The following is a 26,285-nucleotide window of genomic DNA, read 5'->3' on the forward strand; positions in this document are numbered from 1 at the left end:
GCCACCCTATACGAGCCGGCCGTTGAATCAAAGCCCCAATGCGGCGACGCAGAACCCGCCCGTGATCAGGCCGGCACTTCGTCGAGCATCAGCCGTTGGCGCACCACGTCGACCAGCTTGTCCGGCTGGAACTTGGAGAGGAAGTTGTCGCAGCCCACCTTCTTCACCATCGAGTCGTTGAAGCTGCCGGACAGCGAGGTGTGCAGCACCACATACAGGCCACGCAGGCGCGGGTCGTTGCGGATTTCGGTGGTCAGGCGGTAGCCGTCCATTTCCGGCATTTCCGCGTCGGTGAAGACCATCAGCAGTTTGTCGGTCATGTTCGCGCCGCTGTCGGCCCAGGACTTGAGCAGGTTCAGGGCCTTGAGGCCGTCGCTGGCGATGTGCATCTTCACGCCCAGCTGGCCGAGGGTGTCGCGCAGCTGCGACAGGGCGACGTTTGAGTCGTCCACCAGCAGCACTTCGCGGCCCCGGGCACGCTCCAGCACCGGATCGTCAAGCTTGTCCCGCGACACTTTGGCGTTGTACGGCACGATTTCGGCCAGCACCTTTTCGACGTCGATGATTTCCACCAGTTGATCGTCGACCTTGCTGATCGCGGTCAGGTAATGCTGGCGGCCGGCGCTGGTCGGCGGCGGCAGGATGGCTTCCCAGTTCATGTTGACGATGCGGTCCACGCCGCCCACCAGGAACGCCTGCACCGAACGGTTGTATTCGGTGACGATGATGGTGCTGTTCGGGCCCGGCACCAGCGGGCGCATGCCGATGGCCTGGGACAGGTCGATCACCGGCAGAGTCTGGCCGCGCAGGTTGACCACGCCGCAGACGAACGGGTGACGCTGGGGCATCAGGGTCAGCTTGGGCAGTTGCAGGACTTCCTGCACCTTGAATACGTTGATCGCGAACAGTTGGCGCCCGGCCAGCCGAAACATGAGAATTTCCAGGCGATTCTCACCCACCAGTTGCGTGCGTTGGTCTACCGTGTCGAGAATGCCGGCCATCAATGACTCCTGGGCTTGTTCTGATGAATTCACTAAAAGGGGTTATCGGCTGCACGGGCCGGATCTTGATCCCCGGCCGCAAGACTGCAAAATGCCACGTCAAAGCATTGATGTCACATTAACATCATGGTTTACTGGCCCCGTGTTTTCATCTGCTGAACTCCCACCGGCGCGACCTCGATTTTCGCGCCAGGTTCCCGTGCCTAAGGGAATCCCCTAGTAACAATCAGGCCCAACCTGATGTTCGCAGTATCCAATAGCCATTAATGTGACGCCATTCTCATTGCATGAACGGAGTCAGGCTTTTGTGTGCGATCGCAGGTCAGTGGTTCACCACCCTCCCAAAGTCCCCAGCCCCTGCCCGGGCGCACCGGGGTGCGGCCACTCGACGGTGCATGATCGGCGGCACACACGACATTCGCTCATCCGACACGACGTTGCGGAGATAAGCATGCCGATCGACCGTAAAGAGTGGGCGCAGCGGTTCCCCGAATTTCTTGTCGAAGCCGAAACGCTCCTGGCCAAGTCCGAAGAATGCCTCAGCCATCTGCAACTGATCAGCAACGACCGGGACGCCATCGACTGCATGCTCGGCACGCTCCTCAAGCTGGCGCACAAGGCCAACGACCTGGCGCTCAAGGCGATCTCCGAGTTTTCGTTGACCCTTCACCGGCTGCTCAACCAGGCGCTGGAACAGGTGAACCTGCACGCCGAGGCGCTGGGCGCCCTGCAGGACTGCTTCACCCTGATGGCCTGGCAACTGGAGTTGGTCGATCAGCACACCGGCCAACTGGGCCTCGATGAAAGCGAGCAGACGTCGCTGATCGAAGCCTTTGCGTTTCAAGTCGGTCAGCCGTGCTTTCCGTCGCCCCTCGGCGCCAAGCCGATGACCCGGGTCGGTTACCCGGAGCGACAGGCCCAAATCGGCCGCTGACCCTGATGCGCAGGCGCATGCCGCCCGCCTGATGTGCCCATGCGCAGGTCGCATTCAGACCGTTCGCATATCTACCAGCGACAAATCCACAAAAACAATAATCGCCGTCCGACAAAACTTTCCTTGTCGACATCGGGGATTGCCTGTACATGAAACTTCGGAAAAAGCCGATATCTATCGAGTCTCGAATATCAACTTTTCCATTATGGAACAGGCGTCCAACAAAGCATGTTTCCTGACTTGCTGGACATATATCGCAAACGCGACCAACGGTATCCGAAGTGGTATTATGCCGCCCGCTAGTTGCTTTCAATTAATGGCACGGTGACGCCCACCGCAACATAGACCGAAGTTAACGATCACTTTCGCCCGGTCGCCACGTTGAAGCATTGAACCGAACGACAATATTTAAGACAGAGATCCGCCAGCCCCCATGGCCGGTCTGCCCGCAGCGATCATCCATTGGCTCCATCCGCTATGCACGCCAGCCTCAAGTCAATCACCACATGGCCGCCCTCCCGGGAAAACGCACGCCGGTTCACCCTGACGCTGTGCATTTGCTCTGCGGCAGGCTGCGCGCTGACCTATGGCCTGTCGGCCCCGATGTCCCTCGGCCTGCTGCTGGTCAATGTCGTGGCCGCCGGTTGCGTCGCGGTGCAGTACCGGCTTTCGCGCAAGTCGATCAAGTTTCAGCCCCAGGAACTGGCCGACCGCTTGCTGGAAGTCCAGGAAAACGAGCGCCATCGCCTCAGTCGCGAACTGCACGACGACATCGGCCAATTGCTGACCGCCGCCAAACTGCAGAGCGAATGGCTCAAGCGGCGCCTGCCGGACGACCTGCAGACCTCCTGCTCGGCGCTGTGCGACACCCTCGAAGAGACCCTGAACAAAGTGCGGGACGTGTCGGCGATCCTCAACCCGCGGCAATTGACCAGCCTGGGCCTGGAAGCCAGTTTGCGCGCCCACCTGCTCAAGACCCTGGGCAGCACGGCCATTCACTGGAGCCTGGACTGCCAGCAGCGCCTGAACGGCATTCCCGAGGAAATGGCGGTGGCCGCGTTCCGCATCACCCAGGAAGCCGTGACCAACATCCTGCGCCATGCGAACGCCCGCAACCTGCTGATCCGCATCCAGCGCTTGCCCCAGGGCCTCACCCTGATGATCAGCGATGACGGCCAAGGGTTTTCGCCGGCGCAGAACCCCGGCCGCGAAGGGCAGCGTGGCATGGCGGGCATGTCCGAACGGATCGAACAGCTGGGCGGCAAACTGACCGTCACCAGCGAGCCAGGCAAAGGCACTCAAATCGAAGCACTTTTCCCCTGGGCGCCCCGCGCGCTTGAGCGGGCCAGCACCCATAAGGTTTTGCGTTGACTTGTAACTTACTCCTGGTGGATGACCACTCGCTGATCAGGGCCGGCGTGCGCGCTCTGGTGCTCGACATTCCCGGCTACGCCGTCATCGGCGAGGCCAGCGACGGCTCGCAGTTGCTCGAACTCGTCGAACGGCTGATTCCGGATATCGTGCTGCTGGACATCTCGATGAAGGAGACCGGCGGCCTGGAAGCCTTGCAGCAGCTCAAGCGGGTGCGCCCGCAAAGCAAGGTGCTGATCCTGTCGATGCACACCGATCCTGCGCTGATCATGCAGGCGCTGGAGTCCGGCGCCCACGGCTACCTGCTCAAGGACACCACGGCCACCGAACTGGAACACGCCCTGGAGGCCCTGCGCAACAACGAGCGCTACCTGAGCCCGGCCATCGCCCACACGGTGATCAACCAGGCGCTTATCCGCACCCAGAAGAGCCAGCCCGAGACGACCGACACCCACAACCTGACGGCCCGTCAGCTGGAGATCCTGCGGCTGATCGTCCGGGGCAAGTCCACCCGGGAAATCGCCAACGGCCTGGGGCTGAGCATCAAGACCGTGGAGACCCACCGCTCACAGATCATGAAACGCCTGCAGATCTACGACGTGGCCGGCCTCGTGCTGTTCGCGGTGCGCGAGCAGATCATCAGCCTGGACGATTGACCGCCGCACCGCCCAGCAAGGGCGAGTCCGGCGGCAGGTGCACCCGCAACGCACCGGGGCGTGCCTCGAACCGCAGGTTGTCGCCCTCCAGCGGCTCGCCGTCGAGGTTGATGCACAGCCCCTCGGCGACCTTGATCTCGACCCAGGGCAGGCGGGTCCTGACGAACAGGTTGTCCAGGCCGAAACCATCGCTGAGCAATGTCTTCAGCGTGCCCACCACCTCCTGCGGCGCCGGCAGGATGCCGATGTCCAGCATCCCGTCGTCGACCACCGCCTGCGGGCACAGCACATGCCCGCCGCCGGCCTGTCGGCCGTTGCCGATGCCCAGCGCCAGCAGCTCGCCGCTCCAGTAGAAATCCGGCCCCTGCAGTTCGCCGTAGGCGGCGTGCAGCTCACTGAACCGCGACAATCCGGTGAACAGGTAAGCGGCGCCGCCGAGCACCTTCTTCAGGTCTTCGGACGTATTGGCGGTCACCTGGCTGCCGAAGCCGCCGGTGGCCATGTTGAGGAACACCTGCCCCCCCACTTCGCCCAGGTCGATGTCGCACGCCGGCACATCCAGCAAAGCCAATGCATCCGCCACCTCCAGCGGAATGCCGGCGGCACGGGAAAAGTCATTGGCGGTGCCCAACGGAAGCAGGACCAGACTTGCCTTGCGCCCATGGCCCGCCAACGCCTGGGCCACATCGCGCAACGTGCCGTCCCCTCCGCCGGCGATGATCTGCGTGTAGCCGGCCTCCAGCGCCTCCTCCACGATCCGCTGCGCATCTCCGGCTTCCCAGGTCAGGCGCACCGCCAGCGTCCAGCCGTCCTTGCGCCTGTTTTCTACAGCGGCACGCACCTGCTCGTTGAGTGCCTGTTTGCCATGCAATATCAAAAGCGCCTTGCGTTCACTCATGCCAGTCTCCCTCCGGACAAAGACGGTACAGGCCATGTTGACCATCGTTGAAGGCAAAAATCCCGAACGCGTTCGGCAGGCCGGGAAGCTCAACGGCCCCGTCCTACAGAACAAAGATCTTTCTTACAAAACCTGAGGAATCGGCTCAATTGACCTGATTCCGGCAATGGGAGACCGTGTGCGGGCTGTATCAATCACAATCTGACCACAACACAAGGATGTGCATGAAATGAGCGTAGACACCTCATGGGCGCTTGAAGGGTTGGGCGACCTCAACGGTTGCCCAGGCGACAACCAGGCAGAAGGCGGGCGCTGTCATGTTGAGCCATGAAGCCAGAATGCCGTTGAGCCCTGTGCCCTCCCTCACCGAGAACCGCCCCGGTCAACAGAGCGAACACAAGAACAACGACAGGAAAACCGGAGAGGCCGAAATGGAACCACGTGTCGTCGAACTGGAAACCCACCTCAAGTACATCCGCCGGGATATGGACGAGATCCGTGAGGACGTCAAATCCATCAAGTACCGATTGGCCTATTCGGCGGGAGCGACAGCGGTTGTGCTGGGGATGCTGGGATGGGTGGCCAACAGCCGGTTCGACCAGCTCGTATCGCTGCTGAGCCCTTTAATGTCCGGGTGAGTGCCAAGCCTTGCCGACGGCTTCGCACCCACCCGGAAAGATCAGGCCAACAGCTCGCTCAGGGGGATGAAGGACACTTCGTCTCCCGCAGACAGGGTGCGTCCCTCCATGACTTCCACCAGCCCATCGGCCCACGCCGCACTGCGCAGGACGCCTGAGCTTTGGTTGCGGTAAATGATTGCGCCGCCCTGATCGAGGCGGCCACGCAGATACTCGCGGCGGTTACCGGCCTGAGGCCAGTCAAACCGTGCAGGCACCCGGAACTTCAAGGGCGTGACATCCTGAACGCCTTGGCGGCGCAAGATGTAGGGCCGCGCCAGCAAGGCAAACGTCACCAGCGTCGAGGCCGGGTTTCCGGGCAGGCCAATCACCGGCACGCCCCGGAAATGGCCGAACGTCAGCGGTTTTCCAGGTTTGATCGCCAGTTTCCACAACGCCAGTTCACCCTCTTCCCTCAAGGCGACCCCAAGGAAATCGGCCTCCCCCACCGAGACCCCGCCCGTGGACAGAATCAGGTCGACGTCCTGCAACTGCCCCAGACGCACACGGGTGGCATCGAGGTCGTCCGGAAGAATGCCGGCATCGATCACCTCGCAGCCCATGCGCTGCAGCCAACTGCACAGCAGCACCCGATTGCTGTTGTAGATCTGCCCCGCCCCCAGAGGCTGGCCAGGTTCGATCAACTCGTCCCCCGTCGACACCACGGCGACACGCACCTTGCGCACCACATCCAGTCCGGCGCATCCCAAGGACGCCGCGAGGCCCTGCTCAATCGGCCCGAGGCGGGTTCCCGCCGTGAGGATCAACTCGCCGGCGGTGGTTTCCTGGCCTTGGGGGCGGATGTTCTGCCCGGCCACCAGGGGTTCGAGGAAACGCACGCGCCCGTCGGCCTGAACCTCGCTGTTTTCCTGCATCTCCACGCAATCGGCACCGGCCGGCACGGGAGCCCCGGTGAAGATCCGCGCACAGGTGCCGGGCTGCAAGGGTGCCGGCGCCTGCCCCGCGAACACCTTCTGACTGACCGGCAGGGGCTGCCCTGTCCAGTCGCTCAGGTTCAGGGCATAACCGTCCATGGCGCTGTTGGGCCAGGGCGGCAGATCCAGCGTCGACAGCAGGTCGGCGGCCAGCACCCGCCCCTCCACCTGCGCCAACGGCAAATGCTCGCGCTCAACGATCGGTGCGGCTTCGGCCATGTCCAGCAATCGCGCCAACGCCGTTTCCACGGGCATCAGGCTGCCGGTCTTGCCCGGCTTACCCGCGGGATTCACAAGGCACCGCCTGTTTCAGGTGAGGCACGAAGTTGCACGGGCGGTGCCGTGCATCCAGCTGCTCCGCGAGAATGCCGTCCCAACCGGTGCGCACCGCGTTGGTCGACCCCGGCAGGCAGCAGACCAGCGTGCCGTTGGCCAGGCCCGCCAGCGCCCGAGACTGCACAGTGGACGTGCCGATGTCCGCCACCGAGATCTGACGGAACAGCTCGCCGAACCCGTCGACCTGCTTGTCGAGCAGACACGCGACGGCCTCCGGGGTGCTGTCGCGACCGGTGAAGCCGGTGCCCCCGGTGATCAGCACCACCTGCACGACATCGTCGGCGATCCACCCGGCCACTTGCGCGCGGATTTTGTACAGGTCATCTTTGAGCAGCACCCGCTCAGCCAGACGATGGCCGGCCGCCGTCAGCCGATCGACGAAGACCTGGCCTGACGTGTCGGTTTCCAGGGTGCGGGTATCGCTGACAGTCAGCACCGCGATGTTGAGCGGTGCGAAAGGTACATCGGCCTTGGCTTTCATAGGCTCGTCCAGTTGTGGGAGAAACAGCCCGGTGTTATATCACAGCGCCCCCTTTTTCTGCCCCACCGGAGAGCCGCCATGAACACCAACCCGCCGTTGCCGCCCTGCTCCATCCTGTTGCTGGCCGGTGGTCGCGGCCAACGCATGGGCGGCCAGGACAAGGGGCTGGTGGAGTGGCAGGGCGCGCCCCTGATCGCTCACCTGCACCGCAAGGTGCGCCCGCTGACGGACGACCTGATCATCTCCTGCAACCGCAACCGGGAACGCTATGCGCCATTCGCCGACCAATTGGTGACGGACGATGAAACCGGCTTTCCCGGCCCGTTGGCCGGGATCCGCGCGGGCCTGATGGCTGCGCGCCACCCGCACCTGTTGGTGCTGCCCTGCGATGTGCCGGGCATCGATGCGGCGTTGCTGCACGGCATGCGCGAAGCCGCCGCCCTGGATTCTGACAAACCTTTAATGTTGCGCCATGACGGGCACTGGGAACCCCTGCTGTGCGTGATTCCCACCCGCCTCTCGCCAGCCTTCGACGCCGCCTGGGACGCGGGTGAGCGCAGCCCCGGCCGGGTGATGCGCGACCTGGGCGCCGTTGCCCTGCAATGTCCGGACAACGATCCCCGGCTGGCCAATCTCAACACGCCCGAACTGTTAAGCGCACATAACACTGTGTCAGACTGACACCCAGCAAGGAACTTGCACGCCGTGCATACGTCTCAAGCTCAGTAACCAAAAGAATTTCCCTTCGGAGACAAACACATGACTCAACGGACCCTCGCCACTCTCATGCTCGCTCTGGGCCTGGCCACGCTCGCCGGCTGCGCTTCGCCGACCGTGATCACCCTGAATGACGGTCGTGAGATCCAGGCCGTCGACTCGCCGAAATTCGACAAGGATTCGGGCTTCTACGAGTTCGAACAGCTGGATGGCAAGCAGACCCGCATCAACAAAGATCAAGTGCGCACCGTCAAAGAGCTGTAAGCCCTCAGCACGCGCCGGATACGAAAAAGCCCGCATCATGCGGGCTTTTTCATGCCTGCCGGAAACATCCCCGGCAACGGTCACCACTGCAGCGTGATGCGGCTTTCGAACTCGCGCTCCTGCCCCGTGACCGGATCGATGAACCGCAGCCCCTGGGCCAGCAGCTTGAGCGGCTTATCGTAGTCGTCCTCGGCGTCAGCGTCGGCCGATACCTGCGGATAGAACGGATCGTTGCAGATGCTCGCGCCCAGCGCCGTCATGTGCACGCGCAACTGATGCTTCTTGCCGGTCACCGGGAAGAGGCTGTAGCGCCACAGGTCGCCGTTCTTTTCCCGCACCTGCACGAGGGTTTCCGAATTGCAGGTGCCCTCGATCTCCTGGGTGCGGAAGAAAGGCACGCCATCGACCAGACGGCTCTTGTGCACCAGCGGAAAGCTCAACTGGGGCAAGGCCGGCGCAATCGCTTCATAGCGCTTTTCGATCTGCCGGGTCGGGAACAGCGATTGGTACGCCGAACGGCTCTGCGGGTCGGCGGAAAAGATCACCAGCCCCGCCGTATGGCGGTCGATGCGGTGCAGCGGCACCAGATGGGGATTGTCCAGGCGCCGGATCAAGCGGCGCAGCAACGTCTGCTCGACATAACCGCCAGACGGGATCACCGGCAGGAAATGCGGCTTGTCGACCACCACCAGATGGTCGTCGGTGTAAAGAATCGACTCCTCCACCGGAATCGGCTTCTCGTCCGGCACCTCGCGGAAGTAGTGGATCCGCAGCCCTTCCTTGTAAGGCAAGTCCACCGAAATCGGTCGGCCCTCGCCGTCGAGCACCCGACCACGGGCGATCCGATCCAGCCATTGCTCGCGGCTGATGGCGCCGAAGCGTTCGCACAGGCAGTCGAGCACCGTCAGCCAGGCGCCGGGCGGCAGGTGAAGGGTGCTGGCCTGATGCCGGGCCGCGGAAAATGTTGATGTGGACATACGGAACTCGAACCCTCAATGCAGGCGCGCATTATCCAACAGGGAACGAAACGAACCTAGCGCCGATTCCGGAATCCGCCTCAGGCCGGTGCAGGTTCGGCGGCCGCCGCTTCGGTGAACTCCTTGAGCCAGCGCAACACGTCGACAGCCTCCCAGCGACCCGGGTCGTACAGGGCGTACAGCAACCCCTGATAACCGACGACGTCCAGTTGCCTGTGGTAGCCGGCCCGCTGGAACAGGGCCTCGATCTCGGCGAAGCACGTATTGAAATGCAGTTTGCTGAACGGCGTCTTGCCTTCCGTGACCAGTCCGTCCAGGCGCAGTTCGAGGACGGCCTCGCGCACCACGTCAACCGACATCCGGTTCACGCTGTTCTTCAACTGTTCGACATTGACCACGGCTCATCCCTCTGACGTCCGGTGCGCCTGCCGTCTGCCCGAAAGGGACATGGCATGGCGAACCCGCTCATTTACTGTATGCGCATACAGTATAGAAGCAAACGGAAATTGCCAAGGGACGCGTCGGCGAGCGCGACAAGCGGAAGTGACGGCAGGCAGGAATCAAAGGCTAACGCAGGAACGCCACCACCTGATCGGCGCTGAACGGCCACCCCAGTTCGGCCCCGGTGTCCGTGCGGCGCAGGACAGGAATCCGCAGGCTGTAGGCCTCGAACCAGGACTCGTCGTCTGCGATGTCCACCAGTTCGACCAACAGCCCGTTCTCGACGAAGGGCATCAGCAGGGACTCGGCGACCTCGCACAGATGGCACCCCAGGGTGCCGAACAGCTGACATTCCGGAAGCATGTGCGCTCTTCCCAAAAATTGAACGGACATTCTAGGCCCGCCCCGAAAACCCGTCGAGCCACCCCGACGGCAGCGCCCGCACATCGCCCCCTTCCGCCGATGCCCTGACACAGATCACGGCGCCGAAACGCGTTTCAGCCGATGCTCCGATGTTTTTTGCCTCTACGCTTCCATGGCCTGCCCATCCGACCGGAGTGTTTCGTGTTCGCCAACCTGCTGATCATTCTTGCCTCATCCTTGCTGGTGATTGCCCTGTTCCGCCGCCTGCGCCTGCCACCGGTGCTGGGCTACCTGTGCGTGGGGCTGATGGTGGGCCCGACGGCGTTCGACTGGGTCAACGAAAGCGAACACCTGCCGGACCTGGCCGAGCTGGGCGTGGTGTTCCTGCTGTTTTCCCTGGGCCTTGAGTTTTCCCTGTCGAAGATGATCGCCCTGCGCAACGTGGTGTTTCGCCTGGGCAGCCAGCAAGTGCTGTTCAGCACGGCGCTGCTGGGCGGTGTCCTGATGTTGCTGGGCATGCACGCGCTGCCGGCCTTGCTGCTGGGCGCCGGACTGTCGCTGTCGTCCACGGCGATCGTCACCAAGGAGCTGGGCAGCCTGGGGGAAGTGTTCAGCAGCCACGGCCAGAATGCGGTGGGCGTGCTGCTGTTCCAGGACGTGGTGGCGGTGTTGCTGCTGACGCTGGTGCCGGCGTTCGCCGGAAGCGGCGGGCAAGCCTGGTACTGGGCCTTGCCGCTCACGCTGCTCAAGACCGTTGTGCTGTTCTTCGGGTTGCTGCTGGCCAGCCGCTGGCTGTTGCCGCGGCTGTTCCACGAGGTGGCCGCCTCACGCTCGGCCGAACTGTTCGTGTTGCTGGCGCTGGTGATCGTGCTGTTGACGGCATGGCTGACTCACTTGCTCGGCCTGTCCCCCGCCCTGGGCGCGTTCCTGGCCGGCATGCTGCTGGGCGAAAGCCACTACCGGCACCAGATCGAGGCCGACATCCGGCCGTTCCGCGACATCCTGCTGGGCCTGTTTTTCGTCAGCATCGGCATGCTCATCGATCTGCGACTGTTCGCCAGCCACAGCCTGGCGATTGTCGGCCTGACGTTGGGTTTGCTGCTGATCAAGGGGGCAGTGGTGGCGGCGCTGGTGAAATGGCGCGGCAGCGACAGCGAAACCGCCTGGCGCAGCGGCCTGGCGCTGGCCCAGGGCGGCGAGTTCTGCTTTGCGCTGATGGCCCAGATGCAACAGCACAGCCTGCTGCCCGAAGGGCTCGGCGCCCTGCTGCTCGCCGCGACCTTCTGCTCGATGCTGCTCACGCCGCTGCTGCTGCGTGCCGCCCCGCGCATCGCCGCCCGCCTGCACCGCAAACCTAACCAGACCGCGCAGATCGAAGAAATCAGCGCCCTCAACGCCGGGTTCGACCGGCACGTGGTGATCTGCGGGTACGGCCGTGTGGGCCAATCCATCGGCCGTTTCATGCGCAACGCCGGGCAAGCCTACGTCGCGCTGGACAACGACCCGGTGCGCGTTCAAGAGGCCGCCGCCACCGAACGGGACGTGCATTACGGCGACTCCGCCCGCGGCGACCTGCTGACCGCCGTCGGGCTGCTGCGCGCCCGGCTGCTGGTGATCGCCGTAGACCAGAGTGATGTCGCGCTGCGGGTGCTCAAGGAAGCCCGGCGCCTCAACGCCAAGGTACCGATCCTGGTGCGCACCCGCGACGACAGCCAATGGGCGGAACTGAAGGCCGCCGGCGCCAGCGAAGTGGTGCCGGAGCTGCTGGAGTCGAGCCTGATGCTCGCCTCCCACGCGTTGATCCTGCTGGGCCTGCCTGCGCACAAGGTGCAGGAGAAGGTCGATCAGGTGCGCATCGACCGCTATCGCCTGCTGCACGGGTTCTACCCCGGCAGCGAAGACGAAGAGACCTAGTCCTGACTGACCGCACCGATCTTGTGCAGCGACAGGTCCGCGCCGTAATACTCCTGCTCTTGGGTCAGGCGCAGGCCGTGCAGCGCGCGGATCGCCCCATAGACGGCGAACCCGCCGGCCAGCGCCACGACCACGCCCAGCGCCGTGCCGATCAATTGGCTGGCGACGCTGACGCCGCCGAGCCCGCCCAAGGCGGTTTGGCCGAAAATCCCGCAGGCCACCCCGCCCCACACGCCGCACAGTCCGTGCAGGGGCCAGACGCCGAGCACGTCATCGATCCGCCATTTGACCTGGGCGGCGGTGAAGCACCACACGAACAAGGCGCCGGCGATCGCCCCGGTCGCCAGGGCGCCGACCGGGTGCATCAGATCGGAACCGGCGCACACCGCCACCAGCCCGGCCAAGGGGCCGTTGTGCAGGAAGCCCGGGTCGTTGCGTCCGACGATCAGCGCCGCCACCGTGCCGCCGACCATCGCCATCAGCGAGTTGACCGCCACCAGCCCGCTGACGCCTTGCAGGGTCTGCGCGCTCATCACGTTGAAGCCGAACCAGCCGACGATCAGGATCCACGACCCCAACGCCAGGAACGGAATGCTCGAAGGCGCGAACGCCACCAGACGGCCGTCGCGGTAGCGGCCGTTGCGCGGGCCCAGCAACAGCACCGCCGCCAGCGCCAGCCAGCCGCCCACGGCATGCACCACCACGGAGCCGGCGAAGTCATGGAAGCCTGCGCCGAACGTCGCGGCCAGCCAGGCCTGCAGGCCATAGTTGCCGTTCCAGACCATGCCCTCGAAGAACGGGTAGATGAACGCCGTGATCAGCGCCGTCGCGCACAGTTGCGGCACGAACCGCGCCCGCTCGGCGATGCCGCCGGATATGATCGCCGGAATGGCCGCCGCGAACGTCAGCAGGAAGAAGAACTTGACCAGCCCGTAGCCGTGGTCGGCGCTGAGCACCGCCGCCGGCTGCAGAAACGTCACGCCGTAGGAAATCCAATAGCCTATAAAGAAATAGGCCAGGGTCGAGACCGCGAAGTCGCTGAGAATCTTCGACAATGCGTTGACCTGGTTCTTCTGGCGGACCGTACCGACCTCCAGAAACGCGAACCCTGCGTGCATGGCCAGCACCATGACCGCGCCGATCAGAATGAACAACGTGTTGGAGCTGTGAACCAGCGTGTCCACAGCGCTTTGCAGATTTTCCATGAGGAGGCAGACCCAAGGCTGAAAATGGCACCAAAGCGGTTCACGCGGGCATTTCTTGCACCAAGTTGCGCCCGGCGGATCCGCGAACCCAAGGTTCGTGAACCGCATTGGCGCACCCGGCCGATGTCCTGACACAAACCGTTATCATCCGGGCCGGGATTTTCCCGGCTCCGCGCCCGGCAACAGCGCACAGCGGCCGGATCGCGCACCACGACACAGCAAGAGTTGTACCAGCCGATTGCGCTGAACCTTCGCGCAAGGCCCATACTCGAACGCTTCAGAACGCCACTAACGGAGATTCCCCATGGCCGGCACCAAGGCAAAGACTGCTCAAGAGATCCTGATGGACGATTTCCAGACCCTGGTCAGCGACACCGAACGCTTGCTCGAACACACCGCGACCCTCGCCGGCGACCAGGCCGACGAGCTGCGCGCCCAGATCCACGAAAGCCTGCTGCGTGCCCGGGAGACCCTCAAACTCACCGAAGACAGCCTGCGCGAACGCGGTCAGGCAGCGGTCGCCGCCACCGAGGAATACGTGTCGGCCAACCCTTGGCAATCGGTGGGCATCGCCGCCGGCGTCGGCTTCCTGCTTGGCCTGCTGGCCACTCGGCGCTGATCATGTCGATCGGTGAATCGGGCCCGTCCTCAACGGGAACAAGCTCTTCCACGCGGCGCCTGGGCGCCGCCTTCCTTGGCCTGCTGCACAGTCACGTCGAACTGTTCGGCATCGAACTGCAAGAGCAGAAGGCGCGCACCGTCAGCCTGCTGCTGTTCGCCGGCCTGGCTCTGGTGTTCGCGCTGCTGCTGTTGGTCGGCCTGTCGGCGCTGGTGCTGATCGTGCTCTGGGACACGTATCGCCTGGCCGCGATCATCGGCCTGTGCGTGTTCTATGCCCTGGCGGCGATCTTCTGCGCGTTGCGCCTGAAGGCGGCCGTCTTCGATGAATCCTCGCCCTTCCACGGCACCCTGGAAGAGCTGGCCAACGATCGGGAGCGCCTGCTGCCATGAGCCTGCCTGAACTTCCGCGCAACAGCTCGCGCCAGGAAATGCGCAAGGCCCTGATCCGCCTGCGCATGGAAATGCATCGCCAGGAGATCCGCCACGAAGCCGGCCAGGTGCTGCAGCCGCTGCAGCGCATGCGCGGGATGACGCAAAACCTGCAGGACGGTTTCGGCATCAAGCATGCGCCGCTTTGGGGCATCGCCGCGGTCACGCTGCTCGGCTTCCTCACCGGCAAAGGCGCCAAGGGCGGCGGCGTCGGTGGATTGAGCCGCCTGATCCGCCTGGGCAGCGCGCTCGGGCCGCTGATCCGGCTGGTGATGCAGAACGCCAACAAGCGCTGAGCCGCTGTCTGGCTGCATTCTTGCAACGGCGCCGGGACCGGACTCCGCAGCCTGGAGTTCCGGCCCTGCCCGCCTGCCCGGCGGGCATCCGAACCCGAACAAGAATAACTAAGGAGGCCTCGTGATCGACGGGCAACCGCTCGCCTGCTTTCAGCCTTTCATCGATACCGCCACCGGACGCATCGCAGGCGTCGAGGCACTGGGGCGCCTGCGTCAGGCCGATGGCCGGTTGACCTCGGTCGGGCCGCTGTTCTCCGACCCGCGCACCCCCGCCATCGCCCTGCGGCGCCTCGACCGGCAGATCCGCGACAACGCCTTGAGCCGCCTGCACGAAGCGCCGGCGGACTGGTTCCTGAGCCTGAACATGTCGCCGCGCTGGATCAGTCGCCTGCGCCCTGAGCAAGCCTTGCCCAGCCTCAAGCAGCTGGCCCGGCACGGCGTCGATGCGCAGCGGATCGTCTTCGAGATCACGGAACTGGGCGGCAACAGCCAGCGCCTGGCGCAAGTCGTCGCACGCTACCGCGACGCCGGGGCACGCATCGCCATCGACGATTTCGGCGCCGGCCACTCGCAGCTCGACCGGGTGCTGGCCCTGCAGCCGGACATCCTCAAGCTCGACATGCGCCTGTTCCAGGCCGCCGCGCTCGGCGGGCCCAGCAGCGATGTGGTCAAGGCCCTGGCCCAGATGGCCGAGAAGACCGGTTGCCGGATCATCGCCGAAGGGGTGGAGACCGAGGCCCAGCTCAACTACGCGCTGGAGTGCGGCTCGCGCTATGTGCAGGGCTACCTGTTCGCCAGGGCGCAGGAAGCGTTTTTCGAGACGGATGCCTTCGTCGAGCGCTTCGCGGCGCTGCGTCAGCGTTATGTGCGCCAGAAGCTGGACGAACGCAGCCGGCTGATGGAGCTGCGTCGGCAACTGGCCGAATGGATGGCGGCCCTGCAAGCCTGGGCCGGGGCCGGCGCACCGGTCAGCGCCCTGCCGCAGCCGCAGGCCTTTGCCTGGCTGCTGCGGTTCTACCTGTGCGATCGCCAAGGCACGCAACTGACGCCGAACCTGGAATGGCGCCACGGCGCCTGGACCGCCGACGACCGCTACATGGGCCATAACTGGTCGTGGCGACCGTACTTCCATCATTTGCTGGCCGAGGGCCGGGAGGAGCGGCGCCTGATCCTGTCCGACACCTACCGCGACGCCACCAGCAACCAGTACTGCCTCACCGCCGGACAGTTCTTCGACGACGGCGAACGCCTGCTGCTGATCGACATAGACGCTGCCGGACTCTAGCCGGACTTGCGCAGGCCAGCCCGAACCGGGAAGCTAGGCCATCACTCATCCGATGGAGAGCCCCCGCCTTGGATTGGCACACCCTGCTCAACCGCGAACGCCTCGGCAAACCGCTGCACAGCCCGCAGGAACTGGGCCGCAGCCCGTTCCACAAGGATCACGACCGGATCATCTTCTCCGGCGCCTTCCGCCGCCTGGGGCGCAAGACGCAGGTGCACCCGGTGTCGAGCAACGACCACATCCACACGCGCCTGACCCATTCGCTGGAAGTCAGCTGCGTCGGGCGCTCGCTGGGCATGCGCGTGGGCGAAACCCTGCGCGGCGTCCTGCCCGAATGGTGCGAACCGAGCGACCTGGGCATGGTGGTGCAGTCGGCTTGCCTGGCCCATGACATCGGCAACCCGCCGTTCGGCCACTCCGGCGAAGACGCCATCCGCCACTGGTTCCAGCAGGCCGCCGGACGCGGCTGGCTGGATGCGATGAGCGAGGCCGAACGGGGTGACTTCCTCAACTTCGAAGGCAACGCCCAGGGTTTCCGCGTGTTGACGCAGTTGGAATATCACCAGTTCGACGGCGGCACCCGACTGACCTACGCCACCCTCGGCACTTACCTGAAGTACCCGTGGACCGCCAGGCACGCGGACTCCCTGGGCTACAAGAAGCACAAGTTCGGCTGCTACCAGAGCGAACTGCCCCTGCTGGAGCAGATCGCCCACAAGCTCGGCCTGCCGCAGCTCGAGGAACAGCGCTGGGCCCGCCACCCGCTGGTGTACCTGATGGAGGCGGCGGACGACATCTGCTATGCGCTGATCGATCTGGAAGACGGCCTGGAGATGGACTTGCTGGACTACGCCGAAGTCGAGTCCCTGCTGCTGGGCCTGGTGGGCGACGACCTGCCGGAAACCTATCGCCTGCTCGGCCCCCAGGATTCGCGGCGGCGCAAGCTGGCGATCCTGCGCGGCAAGGCCATCGAACACCTGACCAACGCCGCGGCCCGGGCCTTCGTCGAACAGCAGGACGCCCTGCTCGCCGGCACCCTGCACGGCGATCTGGTGGAGCACATGCACGGCCCGGCCAAACGCTGCGTGCTGAACGCCAAGGACATCGCCCGCAAGAAGATCTTTCAGGACAAGCGCAAGACCCTGCACGAGATCGGCGCCTACACGACGCTGGAGATTCTGCTCAACGCCTTCTGCGGGGCCGCGCTGGAACAGCACAACGGCCGCACCCCGTCCTTCAAGAGCCGGCGCATCCTCGACCTGCTGGGCAACAACGCGCCGGATCCGCGCGGCCCGCTGCACACCTCGTTCCTGCGCATGATCGACTTCATCGCCGGCATGACCGACAGCTACGCCAGCGACATGGCGCTGGAGATGACCGGTCGCTCCAGCCATTGACCGGACGCCTGAACGGTCGCCCCGCCGACCGTTCAGGCGCCCGGCACCCTGGCCGGTTTGCCGGGAGGTGAAGGACATTAAACAACCGCCCCCACCGCCGCCCCGGCCCGATCCGTGCCCTCTGGATCGGGGAAAACAAATGGACGCAGACCGTTAACACTTAGAGTAAACAGTGAAGGGCGATTTACTCTTCCTTACTCCACACCCAGCCCAACAGTAGTCGCATTCCCTTTTAAATGTAGGAACATTCCTATATTGCCGTTAGAGCCAAGTCAGTCCCTGCGGGCGCTTATTCATCTGAGCTAATGTGCGCGCTTTATTCGTGCTTGCATGGGACTTGAATATGAACTCCGTTTTTATTGTCGACGATCACCCGGTCATCCGTCTTGCCGTTCGCATGTTGCTGGAACATGAAGGCTACAAAGTCGTCGGTGAAACCGATAACGGGGTCGACGCCATGCAGATGGTGCGGGAGTGCATGCCCGACCTGATCATTCTCGACATCAGCATTCCCAAGCTGGACGGGCTGGAAGTCCTCGCACGCTTCAACGCCATGGGGTCGCCCCTCAAGACACTGGTGCTGACGGCCCAATGCCCGACCCTCTTCGGCATCCGTTGCATGCAGTCGGGGGCCTCGGGCTATGTCTGCAAACAGGAAGACCTGAGCGAACTGGTGAGTGCGATCAAAGCGGTGCTGTCCGGTTACAACTACTTTCCCAGCCAAGCATTGAATCCCGTGCGCAATGACGATGTCCGTTATGCCGAACTGGAACTGTTCAAGTCCGTCAACGACCGCGAACTGATGGTATTGCAGTTGTTTGCCCAAGGCCGGACAAACAAGGAAATCGCCAAGGGCATGTTTCTGAGCAACAAGACCGTCAGCACCTATAAAAAGCGCCTGATGCAAAAACTGAAGGCCCGGTCTCTGGTGGAACTTATCGAAATGGCCAAACGCAACGCATTAGTGTGAGAGCCCGCATGCCCAGCCGACTCCTGCTCACACTGACGACCTGGTGCGCAGGCCTGTGCCTGGCCGTGCTCGCGTTCGTCGCGTTTGCCTCCCCGCCGCACTACGTCCTGCTCAGCCGCGCGACGCACATGGCGCCGCCGATCACCCTGGACGCCATGCAACGGCAGTGGCTGCAGACCCGCAAGGCCCTGGTTCTGGGCACTTCCGCCCCGGACTACCCGCCGTTCGACATGACCTCCAGCGGCCGCGACTACGAAGGGCTCACCGCCGACTACGCAGGTCTGCTGGGCCAGGCGACCGGCCTGCCGGTGCGCATCCGTCATTACGCCTCGCGGGATGAGGCGGTGCAGGCCCTGGTCGACGGCGAGGTCGACCTGCTGGGCACCGCCAACGGCTTCGAAGCCGCCAACCCCGACGTGGTGCTCTCCACACCCTACGCCATCGACCAGCCGGTGCTGGTCACCCGCGAGGGCGAAACCCGATCGCTGACCGAAGGCCTCGCCGGGCTGCGGCTGAGCATGGTCTATCACTACCTGCCGCTCGACGAAGTCAAGGCGCTCTACCCCAAGGCCGTCCTCACGGTCTACCCGTCGTACCAGAACGCCCTCAACGCCGTGGCGTTCGATCAGGCCGACGTGTTCCTCGGCGACACGGTCTCCACCCATTACATGATCAACAAGGGCTACCTGAACAACATCCGCATGGCCAACTTCGGCAAGCACGAAGCCCATGGGTTCAGCTTTGCCGTCCACCGTGACAACCCACAGTTGCTGAGCATCGTCGATACGGTGCTCAAGGGCGTGCCCGGCAGCGAACGGACGAACATCGCCAAACGCTGGAGCGCCGGCAGCGACATCCTGCTGACCGACCGCAAACTGCAACTGACCCGCCGCGAAGAGGACTGGCTCAAGCGCCACCCGGTGGTGCGCGTGGTGGTCAACGAAGCCTTTGCCCCGCTGACGTTCTTCGACAGCGACGGCAACCTGCGCGGGATCTCCGCCGACCTGCTCGAACTCATCCGCCTGCGCACCGGCCTGCGCTTCGACATCCGCCGCGGCCGCAGCGACAGCGACATGATCGGGCAGCTCGAAAACGATCAGGCCGACCTGATCGCCGCGCTGCTGCCCAGCGCCAAACGCGAACGGCACCTGAGCTTCAGCCGCCCGTACCTGGAGAACTCCCACGTCCTGCTGACCCGCAAGGCCGCCGACAGCCCCACCCACCCGGGGCAACTGAAGGGCCGGTCGGTGGCGATCGCCCAGGGCAACCCGATGATCGACTACCTGCGCCGCGAGTTTCCGCGCATCGACCTGGTCGAGACGCCGGACACCTTCAGCGCCGTGGCGATGCTGGCCGGCGGGCAGGTCGACGGCGCGGTGACCTCGCTGGTGATCGCCAACTACTTCATCTCGTCGCGGATCTTCGAGCACCGGCTGCAGATCACCACGACCCTCGGTACGCGCCAGGCCGCGTTCTCCCTGGCCACCACCCACGCCAACCCGGAACTGGTGGCGATCCTCGACAAGGCGCTGCTGAGCATCTCGCCCGAGGAACTCGGCATCATCAACAGCCGCTGGCGCGGCTATTCGGAAGCCTCCCAGGGCGCATGGCGCGACTACCGGCGCCTGTTCTACCAGGTGGCGACCGGCGCCTGCCTGCTCCTGCTGCTGTCGCTGGCCTGGAATGCCTACATGCGACGCCAGATCAAACAGCGCCAGGCCGCCGAACGGGCCCTCAACGACCAATACGAGTTCATGCGCTCGCTGGTCGACGGCACTCCCCATCCGATCTATGTGCGCGACCGCAACGGGTTGCTGCAAAGCTGCAACGACAGCTACCTCAAGGCCTTCAACGCCCGGCGCGAAGACGTGATCGGCAAAAGCGTCATGCACAGCGCCCAGGGCAACGCCTTCGAGGCCCAGGCCTATCAGGCGGACTACCGCCGGGTGCTGGCGCAAGGCAAGCCGCTGATCCAGGACCGTCCGCTGCACATCGGCGGGCTGCGCCTGACCATCTACCACTGGATCCTGCCCTACCGCGACTCCAGCGGCGACGTCCAGGGCATCATCGGCGGCTGGATCGACATCAGCGAGCGCCGGCGCCTGCTGGACGAACTGCGCACGGCCAAGGAACAGGCCGACAACGCCAACCGGGCCAAAAGCACCTTTCTGGCGACCATGAGCCACGAGATCCGCACCCCGATGAACGCGGTGATCGGCATGCTCGAACTGACGCTCGAACGCCTGGACGCGCATCACCCTGACCGCTCGTCCATCGAGACGGCCTACCGCTCGGCCCGGGATCTGCTGGGCCTGATCGGCGACATCCTCGACATCGCCCGGATCGAGTCCGGGCGCTTGAGCCTGAGCCCCGAATGGGTCGGCCTGGTGGAGACGGTCAGCTCGGTGACAAGGATCTTCGACGGCCTGGCCCGCCAGAAGAAGCTCTCCCTGCAACTGACGGTCAATCCGCCTGGACTCGCGGCGGATGTGTACCTGGACCCGCTGCGCTTCAAGCAGATTCTGTCCAACCTGATCAGCAACGCCATCAAGTTCACCGACGCCGGGCAGATCCAGGTCACACTCGACCTGCCGGATGCCGACGGGTCCGAGCGGCCGATCATGCGATTGACCGTTCAGGACAGCGGCGTCGGCATCAGCGCCGAAGACCAACAGCGGCTGTTCACGCCGTTCGCCCAGGCCGACCACGGCCTGCAGAGCCACGGCGGTGCCGGGCTGGGGCTGGTGATCAGCCGCAGCCTGTGCGAAATGATGGAAGGCCGGCTGCAGTTGAACAGCCAGCCCGGCGTCGGCACGCAGGTCAGCGTCTCCCTGCCGCTGGAAGCCCGCCCCGCCAGCCCCGTCGTCGAGCGCCGCGATGAACCGGTGCGGCGCGCCGGCGCGCCCCTGAACGTGCTGGTGGTGGATGACCATCCCGCCAACCGCCTGCTGATGTGCCAGCAACTGGAGTTCCTCGGCCATGCCTACAGCGTTGCGGAAGAAGGCCGCAGCGCCCTGGAGGTCTGGAAGGCCGGCCGCTTCGATCTGGTGATCGCCGACTGCAACATGCCGATCATGAACGGCTACGAGCTGACGCAGGCCATCCGTCGGCTTGAGCGCCAGACCCGGCGCCCGCCCTGCAAGGTGCTGGGGTTCACCGCCAACGCCCAGCCCGAAGAGCTGCAACGCTGCCGGCAGGCGGGCATGGACGATTGCCTGTTCAAGCCCTTGAGCCTGAGCGTCCTCAGCCAATGGGTGGACGGCATCGCGCCCGCCGCGCCTGCTGCGGTCGCGGCGCCGGCGCTCAGCCTTCAAGGGCTCAAGCCGTTGACGGGCGGCAATCCGTCCCAGACGCGACGCTTGCTCGCCGAACTGCTCAACAGCAACCGTCGGGATCGCGAGCAGATGCAGGCGTTGGCCGAAGCCGCCGACCGCGAAGCGCTGGCCGTGCTCGCCCACAAGATCAAGGGCGCCGCACGCATCGTCCAGGCCGGCTGCGTGATCGACTGCTGCGAGGCGTTGGAGCAAGCCTGCGCGCAAGCACTGCCGGCCACCGAGATCCGCCTTCGCTGCCGACGCAGCGATCTTGCCCTGCTCGAACTGGACCGGGCGCTGCAGCAGCAGTTGGACCGGCTCGCGTACGGCAGAACGGTCGAGCCTTAACTATGCTTGAGCGCTGAGCAGTGTGTTTCCCATCACGGAGTGACCGCAATGCCCAGCCCACTGCGCCCGGAACGACGCCGGTTCCCCCTGCACGTGCACATCAGCGTGATGTTCACCTTTTTGCTGTTGCTCACGGGCGTGGTGCTCGGTCTCTTCAACTATCGCCAGACCACCCAGATCATCTTCGCCAGCAGCGAGAAACTGTTCGACCGCATCGAGCAGGATGTGCGCCTGGACCTGCAGAACACCTATGAGCCGATCCGCCACCTCTTGAGCCTGTTGGCGGACAGCCCCGCAACCCGCACCACCAGCCTCGAAGCCCGCATGGCGCTGCTCAAGCCGTTCAGCCAGGCGCTCATGGACAACCCTGACCTGGCCTCGCTGTACCTGGGTTACGGCAACGGCGATTTCTTCATGGTGCGGCCCCTGCGCACCGACGGGCTTAAGGCCTTGCTCAAGGCGCCGGAGGCGGCCGCCTACCAGGTCTGGAGCATCGAGCGCGACAGCGGCGGCAAGGTCCGCTCGCAATCGCTGTTCGTCGACCGGGCCCTGAACCCGGTCGGCCGCCAGGACAACCCTGACGATCCCTACGACCCCCGCGAACGGGCCTGGTACGTCAGCGCCACGCAGCAGGCCGGGCAGATCACCACCGAGCCCTACGTGTTTTTCTCCACCCGCCACGTCGGCACCACCCTGGCGCGGCGCAGCGGCGGGGACGCCGTGATCGCCGCCGACCTCACGCTGGCGGCGCTCTCGGCGACCTTGAGCAAGCACGTCGTGACGCCTTCCACCCAGGTCGCCCTGTTCGACGCCGCCGGCAACGCCGTGGCCTACCCGGACAGCGCCCGCCTGATCGTCGACGACCGCAGCGCGCGCCTGGCGAAGGCCGCCGACCTGAGCCCGGGCCTGCACGCGCTGCTGAACGGCGGGCAACGGGGCAACCGTCTGGAGGCCGACGGCCGGCAATGGATCGTCGCCCGCAGCCACCTTGCCGAAGGCGGCCCCAATGGCCTGCAACTGGCGTTGCTGGTGCCGGAGGACGAACTGCTGGCCGATGCCTACCGCCTGCGCTGGCAAGGTGCACTGATCACCCTCGCCACGCTTCTGCTGTGCCTGCCGCTGGGCTGGCTGACGTCGCGGATTCTGGTCAAGCCCCTGCATGCGCTGGTCAGGGAGGCCGATGCGATCCGCAGCTTCGATTTCGGCTTCCCCCTGACCCGCCGCTCTCCGGTGCTGGAGGTCGACCAGTTGAGCCTGTCGATGGCGCGCATGAAAGACACGCTGGCCAGCTTCTTCCGCATCACCGACAGCCTGACCGCCGAAACCCGCTTCGCGCCGTTGCTGCAACGGGTGCTGTTCGAGACGGTGCAGATCGCCCAGGCCCAGGGCGGCCTGATTTATCTGCGCGAAAACGACGGCAACCGGATGGAGCCTTCCGGGCTGGTGCTTGACGGGGTCACCCAGCCGCTGGCCAGGTTCGGCATCCTCGGCCGCCAGCTGGACTCGGCCCACAACCCGGCCTGGTTCGCGCAACTGGCCCAAGCCGACAACGTGGTGAGCGACCTGGGGTTCGAGCAGGCCGAAGACCTGCAGAAAGTGCTGCTGGCCATGGCGGCACCGCGGGTGCACCTGATCGGCATCCGCCTGCGCAACCGGCACAACGAGACGGTCGGCCTGCTGGTCCTGCTGGTGAACGATAGCGGCACCGCTGCCGACCGGGAAAAACTGCGGCCCGACCGCATCGCCTTTCTGCAGGCGGTGTCTGGCGCGGCGGCCGTGAGCATCGAAAGCCAGCGTCTGCAGGCGCGCCAGAAACAACTGCTCGACGCCTTCATCCAGTTGCTCGCCAGCGCGATCGACGCCAAGAGCCCCTACACCGGCGGGCACTGCCAGCGCGTGCCGGAGCTGACCCTGATGCTCGCCCACGCCGCCGCGGCGAGCCAAGCGCCGGCGTTCAGCGGGTACCGGCCGAACGAAGACGAGTGGGAAGCGCTGCACATCGCTGCCTGGCTGCACGATTGCGGCAAGGTCACCACGCCCGAATACGTGGTGGACAAGGCCACCAAACTTGAGACCCTGAACGATCGCATCCACGAAATCCGCACCCGCTTCGAGGTGCTCAAGCGCGATGCCTGGATCGCCTATTGGCAGGCCTTGGCCCAGGGCGGCGACGAAGCGCAGCTGGCCGGCCTGCGCGATGCCGCGCTGGCCGGGCTGGATGACGAGTTTGCGTTCGTCGCCCGCTGCAACCTCGGCGCCGAGGCCATGGCCGAAGAAGACCTGGCGCGCCTGGCAAGCATCGCCCGGCGCACCTGGACGCGCACGCTGGATGACCGCCTGGGGGTGTCGTGGGAAGAGAACCGGCGCCAGGAGCGCACGCCGGCGCCGACGCTGCCGGTCAGCGAGCCGCTGCTGGCCGACAAGCCCGAGCACCTGCTCGAACGGTCCGACAGCGAGCTCATCGCCGAAGACAATCCCTGGGGGTTCAAGATGGAAGTGCCGCGCTACAAGTACAACCGCGGCGAACTCTACAACCTGAGCATCCCCCGGGGCACCCTGACCCGCGAAGAACGCTACGTGATCAATCACCACATGGTGCAGACCATCCTGATGCTCAGCCACCTGCCCTTCCCCGGGCACCTGAGCAACATCGCGGAGATCGCCGGCGGCCACCACGAGAAGATGGACGGCACCGGCTACCCGAAACGCCTCAAGCGCGAGGAAATGAGCCTGCCGGCCCGGATGATGGCGATCGCCGACATCTTCGAGGCGCTCACCGCCGCCGACCGGCCCTACAAGAAGGCCAAGAGCCTCAGCGAAGCGCTGGGCATCATGGCCACCATGTGCCGGGAGGCGCACATCGACGCCGACCTGTTCGGGCTGTTCATCGGCGAAGGCATCTACCTGCAATACGCCCGGCGCTTCCTCGATCCCCGGCAGATCGACGCGGTGGATTCCGCCGGCCTGTTGCGCAAGGCCGGCCTGGCGGCCTGATCAGCAGTCGGTCAGGCGCAGGAAAATGTCGGCCAGACGCTCGATGCCGGCCTGATCCGCGACGCCGAAACGCGACAGCTTCGGGCTGTCCAGATCCAGTACGCCGATCAGGCGCCCGTCCTTGACCAGCGGCACCACCAATTCGCTGTTCGACGCGCTGTCGCAGGCGATGTGGCCGGGGAACGCATGGACGTCCTCGACGCGCTGCGTCTGCCGGCTGGCCGCCGCCGTGCCGCACACGCCCCGGCCGAACGGGATCCGCACGCAGGCGATCTGGCCCTGGAACGGGCCGAGCACCAGCTCTTCGTTGCGGTTGAGGTAGAAGCCGGCCCAGTTCAGGTCATCGAGCTGGGTGAACAGGAACGCCGAGAACTGCGCGGCGTTGGCGATGAAATCGCGCTCGTCCGCCAGCAGCGATTCCAGTTGCGCGGCCAACAGGCCGTAGCCTTCAAGACCCTGGCCGCTCTGCTTCAAATCAATCATGCCTTGTGCTCCAACAATTTCAGTCCCACCCAGTAACGGGCGAATTGGTACGCGCAACGTCCGTTGCGGTTGCCGCGGCCGGTGGCCCAGCGCACGGCGAGGATGTCCAGGGCTTCGTCGCGCTGCCAGGCCAGCCCGGCCTTGGCGGCCAGCTGGCCGATCCAGTGCTCGACGACGTTGAGGAAATGTTCCTGGGTGAACGGGTAGAACGACAGCCACAGGCCGAAACGGTCCGACAGGGCGATCTTGTCCTCCACCGCTTCGCTGGGGTGCAGTTCGCCTTCGACGCGCTTCCAGTTTTCGTTGTCGCTTTCCTTTTCCGGCACCAGATGGCGACGGTTGGAGGTGGCGTACAGCAGCACGTTGTCCGGCGCCTGCTCCAGGGAGCCGTCCAGCACGCTCTTGAGCACCCGGTAGTCGCCTTCGCCGGCCTCGAACGACAGGTCATCGCAGAACAGCACGAAGCGCTGCGGCAGTTTGGCGATCTGCTCCACCACCCGCGGCAGGTCCGCCAGGTGATCGCGCTCGATCTCGATCAGCCGCAGCCCGGCGCCGGCATGCTCGGCCAACAGCGCCCGCACCAGGGACGACTTGCCGGTGCCGCGCGAACCCCACAGCAGTGCATGGTTGGCGGGCATGCCGTCGAGGAACTGGCGGGTGTTCTGCCCCAGTTGCTCCAGTTGCCGCTCGACCCCGATCAGGTCGGACAGGCGCATGTCGAGGCTGACCTCCAGCGGCAGCAGAAAGCCGCTGCGGCCGTCGCGTTGCCAGCGTGCCGCCAGGCAGGCGCTCCAGTCGATGACGGGGCGCGGCGCCGGCAACAGCGGCTCGATCCGCGCCAGAACCGACTCGGCACGCTCAAGAAAGGCATTCAATCGGGAATCCACGTCTTTTCCTCGGGCTCGTTCACAGAGATGATGACGATGCAGCGATGCGCGTCCTACCACGTTCGACCCCCGCTCCTGACCTTGTCACAAG

25 protein-coding genes are annotated in these 26,285 nt (G+C 65.0%); 15 read left to right on the forward strand and 10 right to left on the reverse strand.

Annotated elements, in window-relative coordinates; all coding sequences use genetic code 11:
- Positions 1–65 precede the first annotated feature (65 nt).
- Positions 66–1,001: a chemotaxis protein CheV gene (locus tag CAG33_RS21385; protein ID WP_085577939.1), complete on the reverse strand. Its 936-nt coding sequence runs from the start codon at positions 999–1,001 to the stop codon at positions 66–68.
- A 451-nt stretch (positions 1,002–1,452) separates the two neighbouring features.
- On the opposite strand from CAG33_RS21385, the gene CAG33_RS21390 reads away from it, so the two are divergent.
- From CAG33_RS21390 to CAG33_RS21400, 3 genes are all read left to right on the forward strand, one after another.
- Positions 1,453–1,935, forward strand: coding sequence for a hypothetical protein (locus CAG33_RS21390; protein WP_085640454.1), 483 nt, complete (start codon positions 1,453–1,455; stop codon positions 1,933–1,935).
- 477 nt (positions 1,936–2,412) lie between these two features.
- Complete coding sequence (locus CAG33_RS21395) at positions 2,413–3,306, forward strand: sensor histidine kinase (RefSeq protein ID WP_085577941.1); 894 nt, start codon at positions 2,413–2,415, stop codon at positions 3,304–3,306.
- A complete protein-coding gene (locus CAG33_RS21400) occupies positions 3,303–3,962 on the forward strand; it encodes a response regulator transcription factor (RefSeq protein ID WP_085577942.1) in 660 nt (219 codons plus the stop codon). Before CAG33_RS21395 ends, CAG33_RS21400 begins: the two co-directional genes overlap by 4 nt.
- On the opposite strand, the gene yegS is transcribed toward CAG33_RS21400, so the two are convergent.
- Positions 3,946–4,860, reverse strand: coding sequence for a lipid kinase YegS (gene yegS / locus CAG33_RS21405; RefSeq protein ID WP_085577943.1), 915 nt, complete (start codon positions 4,858–4,860; stop codon positions 3,946–3,948). The genes CAG33_RS21400 and yegS overlap by 17 nt on opposite strands.
- A gap of 317 nt (positions 4,861–5,177) precedes the next feature.
- Here yegS and CAG33_RS28585 point away from each other — a divergent pair, with 317 nt between their 5' ends.
- Positions 5,178–5,498, forward strand: a complete 321-nt coding sequence (locus CAG33_RS28585; RefSeq protein ID WP_170930052.1) for a hypothetical protein — start codon at positions 5,178–5,180, stop codon at positions 5,496–5,498.
- A 41-nt stretch (positions 5,499–5,539) separates the two neighbouring features.
- On the opposite strand, the gene glp is transcribed toward CAG33_RS28585, so the two are convergent.
- Both glp and moaB read right to left on the reverse strand, forming a co-directional pair.
- The gene (glp, locus tag CAG33_RS21415) at positions 5,540–6,766 is read right to left on the reverse strand and encodes a gephyrin-like molybdotransferase Glp (protein WP_085640456.1); all 1,227 of its coding nucleotides are present in this window, start codon (positions 6,764–6,766) and stop codon (positions 5,540–5,542) included.
- Entirely contained in the window at positions 6,750–7,289 is a 540-nt protein-coding gene (moaB, locus tag CAG33_RS21420) for a molybdenum cofactor biosynthesis protein B (RefSeq protein ID WP_085577945.1), read from the reverse strand. The genes glp and moaB overlap by 17 nt, the downstream gene beginning before the upstream one ends.
- A 78-nt stretch (positions 7,290–7,367) precedes the next feature.
- Between moaB and mobA the strand changes: the two genes are divergently transcribed.
- Together mobA and CAG33_RS21430 are read left to right on the forward strand one after the other, a co-directional pair.
- Complete coding sequence (gene mobA / locus CAG33_RS21425) at positions 7,368–7,970, forward strand: molybdenum cofactor guanylyltransferase MobA (RefSeq protein ID WP_085640458.1); 603 nt, start codon at positions 7,368–7,370, stop codon at positions 7,968–7,970.
- A 78-nt stretch (positions 7,971–8,048) separates the two neighbouring features.
- A complete protein-coding gene (locus CAG33_RS21430) occupies positions 8,049–8,270 on the forward strand; it encodes a YgdI/YgdR family lipoprotein (protein ID WP_085577947.1) in 222 nt (73 codons plus the stop codon).
- 80 nt (positions 8,271–8,350) lie between these two features.
- Here CAG33_RS21430 and CAG33_RS21435 read toward each other — a convergent pair whose 3' ends face one another.
- The 3 genes from CAG33_RS21435 to CAG33_RS21445 all read right to left on the reverse strand — a co-directional run bounded on the left by CAG33_RS21435 (position 8,351) and on the right by CAG33_RS21445 (position 10,051).
- Positions 8,351–9,247: a pseudouridine synthase gene (locus CAG33_RS21435; protein ID WP_085640460.1), complete on the reverse strand. Its 897-nt coding sequence runs from the start codon at positions 9,245–9,247 to the stop codon at positions 8,351–8,353.
- An 80-nt stretch (positions 9,248–9,327) separates the two neighbouring features.
- Positions 9,328–9,645, reverse strand: a complete 318-nt coding sequence (locus CAG33_RS21440) for a transcriptional regulator (RefSeq protein ID WP_085577949.1) — start codon at positions 9,643–9,645, stop codon at positions 9,328–9,330.
- 169 nt (positions 9,646–9,814) lie between these two features.
- Positions 9,815–10,051 (reverse strand): glutaredoxin family protein, encoded by a 237-nt coding sequence (locus CAG33_RS21445; protein WP_085577950.1) that lies wholly within the window; start codon positions 10,049–10,051, stop codon positions 9,815–9,817.
- Between the two features lie 201 nt (positions 10,052–10,252).
- Between CAG33_RS21445 and CAG33_RS21450 the strand changes: the two genes are divergently transcribed.
- Positions 10,253–11,965: a monovalent cation:proton antiporter-2 (CPA2) family protein gene (locus CAG33_RS21450; RefSeq protein ID WP_085640462.1), complete on the forward strand. Its 1,713-nt coding sequence runs from the start codon at positions 10,253–10,255 to the stop codon at positions 11,963–11,965.
- Here the strand turns inward: CAG33_RS21450 and CAG33_RS21455 are convergent.
- Positions 11,962–13,170 carry an ammonium transporter gene (locus CAG33_RS21455; RefSeq protein WP_085640464.1) on the reverse strand — a complete coding sequence of 403 codons (1,209 nt, stop codon included), beginning with the start codon at positions 13,168–13,170 and terminating at the stop codon, positions 11,962–11,964. The genes CAG33_RS21450 and CAG33_RS21455 overlap by 4 nt on opposite strands.
- Before the next feature lie 304 nt (positions 13,171–13,474).
- On the opposite strand from CAG33_RS21455, the gene CAG33_RS21460 reads away from it, so the two are divergent.
- The 8 genes from CAG33_RS21460 (at position 13,475) to CAG33_RS21495 (ending at position 24,824) form a co-directional block, all read left to right on the forward strand.
- Positions 13,475–13,789 carry a YqjD family protein gene (locus CAG33_RS21460; RefSeq protein ID WP_085577953.1) on the forward strand — a complete coding sequence of 105 codons (315 nt, stop codon included), beginning with the start codon at positions 13,475–13,477 and terminating at the stop codon, positions 13,787–13,789.
- 2 nt (positions 13,790–13,791) lie between these two features.
- Positions 13,792–14,181 carry a phage holin family protein gene (locus CAG33_RS21465; RefSeq protein WP_085577954.1) on the forward strand — a complete coding sequence of 130 codons (390 nt, stop codon included), beginning with the start codon at positions 13,792–13,794 and terminating at the stop codon, positions 14,179–14,181.
- On the forward strand, positions 14,178–14,516 hold the full coding sequence (locus tag CAG33_RS21470; protein ID WP_085577955.1) for a hypothetical protein: 339 nt from the start codon (positions 14,178–14,180) through the stop codon (positions 14,514–14,516). Before CAG33_RS21465 ends, CAG33_RS21470 begins: the two co-directional genes overlap by 4 nt.
- Positions 14,517–14,637: 121 nt before the next feature.
- On the forward strand, positions 14,638–15,801 hold the full coding sequence (locus tag CAG33_RS21475) for an EAL domain-containing protein (RefSeq protein ID WP_085577956.1): 1,164 nt from the start codon (positions 14,638–14,640) through the stop codon (positions 15,799–15,801).
- 68 nt (positions 15,802–15,869) lie between these two features.
- Positions 15,870–17,198 carry a deoxyguanosinetriphosphate triphosphohydrolase gene (locus CAG33_RS21480; RefSeq protein WP_085577957.1) on the forward strand — a complete coding sequence of 443 codons (1,329 nt, stop codon included), beginning with the start codon at positions 15,870–15,872 and terminating at the stop codon, positions 17,196–17,198.
- A gap of 343 nt (positions 17,199–17,541) precedes the next feature.
- Complete coding sequence (locus tag CAG33_RS21485; RefSeq protein ID WP_085577958.1) at positions 17,542–18,168, forward strand: response regulator transcription factor; 627 nt, start codon at positions 17,542–17,544, stop codon at positions 18,166–18,168.
- An 8-nt stretch (positions 18,169–18,176) separates the two neighbouring features.
- On the forward strand, positions 18,177–21,830 hold the full coding sequence (locus CAG33_RS21490; protein ID WP_085577959.1) for a transporter substrate-binding domain-containing protein: 3,654 nt from the start codon (positions 18,177–18,179) through the stop codon (positions 21,828–21,830).
- Positions 21,831–21,878: 48 nt separating this feature from the next.
- The gene (locus CAG33_RS21495; RefSeq protein ID WP_085640466.1) at positions 21,879–24,824 is read left to right on the forward strand and encodes an HD domain-containing phosphohydrolase; all 2,946 of its coding nucleotides are present in this window, start codon (positions 21,879–21,881) and stop codon (positions 24,822–24,824) included.
- Here the strand turns inward: CAG33_RS21495 and CAG33_RS21500 are convergent, their stop codons facing one another.
- Both CAG33_RS21500 and CAG33_RS21505 read right to left on the reverse strand, forming a co-directional pair.
- Positions 24,825–25,307: a GAF domain-containing protein gene (locus CAG33_RS21500; RefSeq protein WP_085577961.1), complete on the reverse strand. Its 483-nt coding sequence runs from the start codon at positions 25,305–25,307 to the stop codon at positions 24,825–24,827.
- Positions 25,304–26,194: an ATP-binding protein gene (locus tag CAG33_RS21505; protein WP_085577962.1), complete on the reverse strand. Its 891-nt coding sequence runs from the start codon at positions 26,192–26,194 to the stop codon at positions 25,304–25,306. Before CAG33_RS21505 ends, CAG33_RS21500 begins: the two co-directional genes overlap by 4 nt.
- Positions 26,195–26,285 lie beyond the last annotated feature (91 nt).

This window comes from Pseudomonas sp. B3(2017) (assembly GCF_002113595.1).
Taxonomy (GTDB): Bacteria; Pseudomonadota; Gammaproteobacteria; order Pseudomonadales; family Pseudomonadaceae; genus Aquipseudomonas; species Aquipseudomonas ekonensis.

Coding starts and splice junctions, on each gene's coding strand:
- moaB (WP_085577945.1), bottom strand. CDS start 7,289: ATGAAAGCCAAGGCCGATGTACCTTTCGCACCGCTCAACATCGCGGTG.
- yegS (WP_085577943.1), bottom strand. CDS start 4,860: ATGAGTGAACGCAAGGCGCTTTTGATATTGCATGGCAAACAGGCACTC.
- CAG33_RS21470 (WP_085577955.1), top strand. CDS start 14,178: ATGAGCCTGCCTGAACTTCCGCGCAACAGCTCGCGCCAGGAAATGCGC.
- CAG33_RS21485 (WP_085577958.1), top strand. CDS start 17,542: ATGAACTCCGTTTTTATTGTCGACGATCACCCGGTCATCCGTCTTGCC.
- CAG33_RS21455 (WP_085640464.1), bottom strand. CDS start 13,170: ATGGAAAATCTGCAAAGCGCTGTGGACACGCTGGTTCACAGCTCCAAC.
- CAG33_RS21465 (WP_085577954.1), top strand. CDS start 13,792: ATGTCGATCGGTGAATCGGGCCCGTCCTCAACGGGAACAAGCTCTTCC.
- CAG33_RS21390 (WP_085640454.1), top strand. CDS start 1,453: ATGCCGATCGACCGTAAAGAGTGGGCGCAGCGGTTCCCCGAATTTCTT.
- CAG33_RS21385 (WP_085577939.1), bottom strand. CDS start 1,001: ATGGCCGGCATTCTCGACACGGTAGACCAACGCACGCAACTGGTGGGT.
- CAG33_RS28585 (WP_170930052.1), top strand. CDS start 5,178: ATGTTGAGCCATGAAGCCAGAATGCCGTTGAGCCCTGTGCCCTCCCTC.
- CAG33_RS21495 (WP_085640466.1), top strand. CDS start 21,879: ATGCCCAGCCCACTGCGCCCGGAACGACGCCGGTTCCCCCTGCACGTG.
- CAG33_RS21490 (WP_085577959.1), top strand. CDS start 18,177: ATGCCCAGCCGACTCCTGCTCACACTGACGACCTGGTGCGCAGGCCTG.
- CAG33_RS21500 (WP_085577961.1), bottom strand. CDS start 25,307: ATGATTGATTTGAAGCAGAGCGGCCAGGGTCTTGAAGGCTACGGCCTG.
- mobA (WP_085640458.1), top strand. CDS start 7,368: ATGAACACCAACCCGCCGTTGCCGCCCTGCTCCATCCTGTTGCTGGCC.
- CAG33_RS21445 (WP_085577950.1), bottom strand. CDS start 10,051: ATGCTTCCGGAATGTCAGCTGTTCGGCACCCTGGGGTGCCATCTGTGC.
- CAG33_RS21460 (WP_085577953.1), top strand. CDS start 13,475: ATGGCCGGCACCAAGGCAAAGACTGCTCAAGAGATCCTGATGGACGAT.
- CAG33_RS21395 (WP_085577941.1), top strand. CDS start 2,413: ATGCACGCCAGCCTCAAGTCAATCACCACATGGCCGCCCTCCCGGGAA.
- CAG33_RS21430 (WP_085577947.1), top strand. CDS start 8,049: ATGACTCAACGGACCCTCGCCACTCTCATGCTCGCTCTGGGCCTGGCC.
- CAG33_RS21435 (WP_085640460.1), bottom strand. CDS start 9,247: ATGTCCACATCAACATTTTCCGCGGCCCGGCATCAGGCCAGCACCCTT.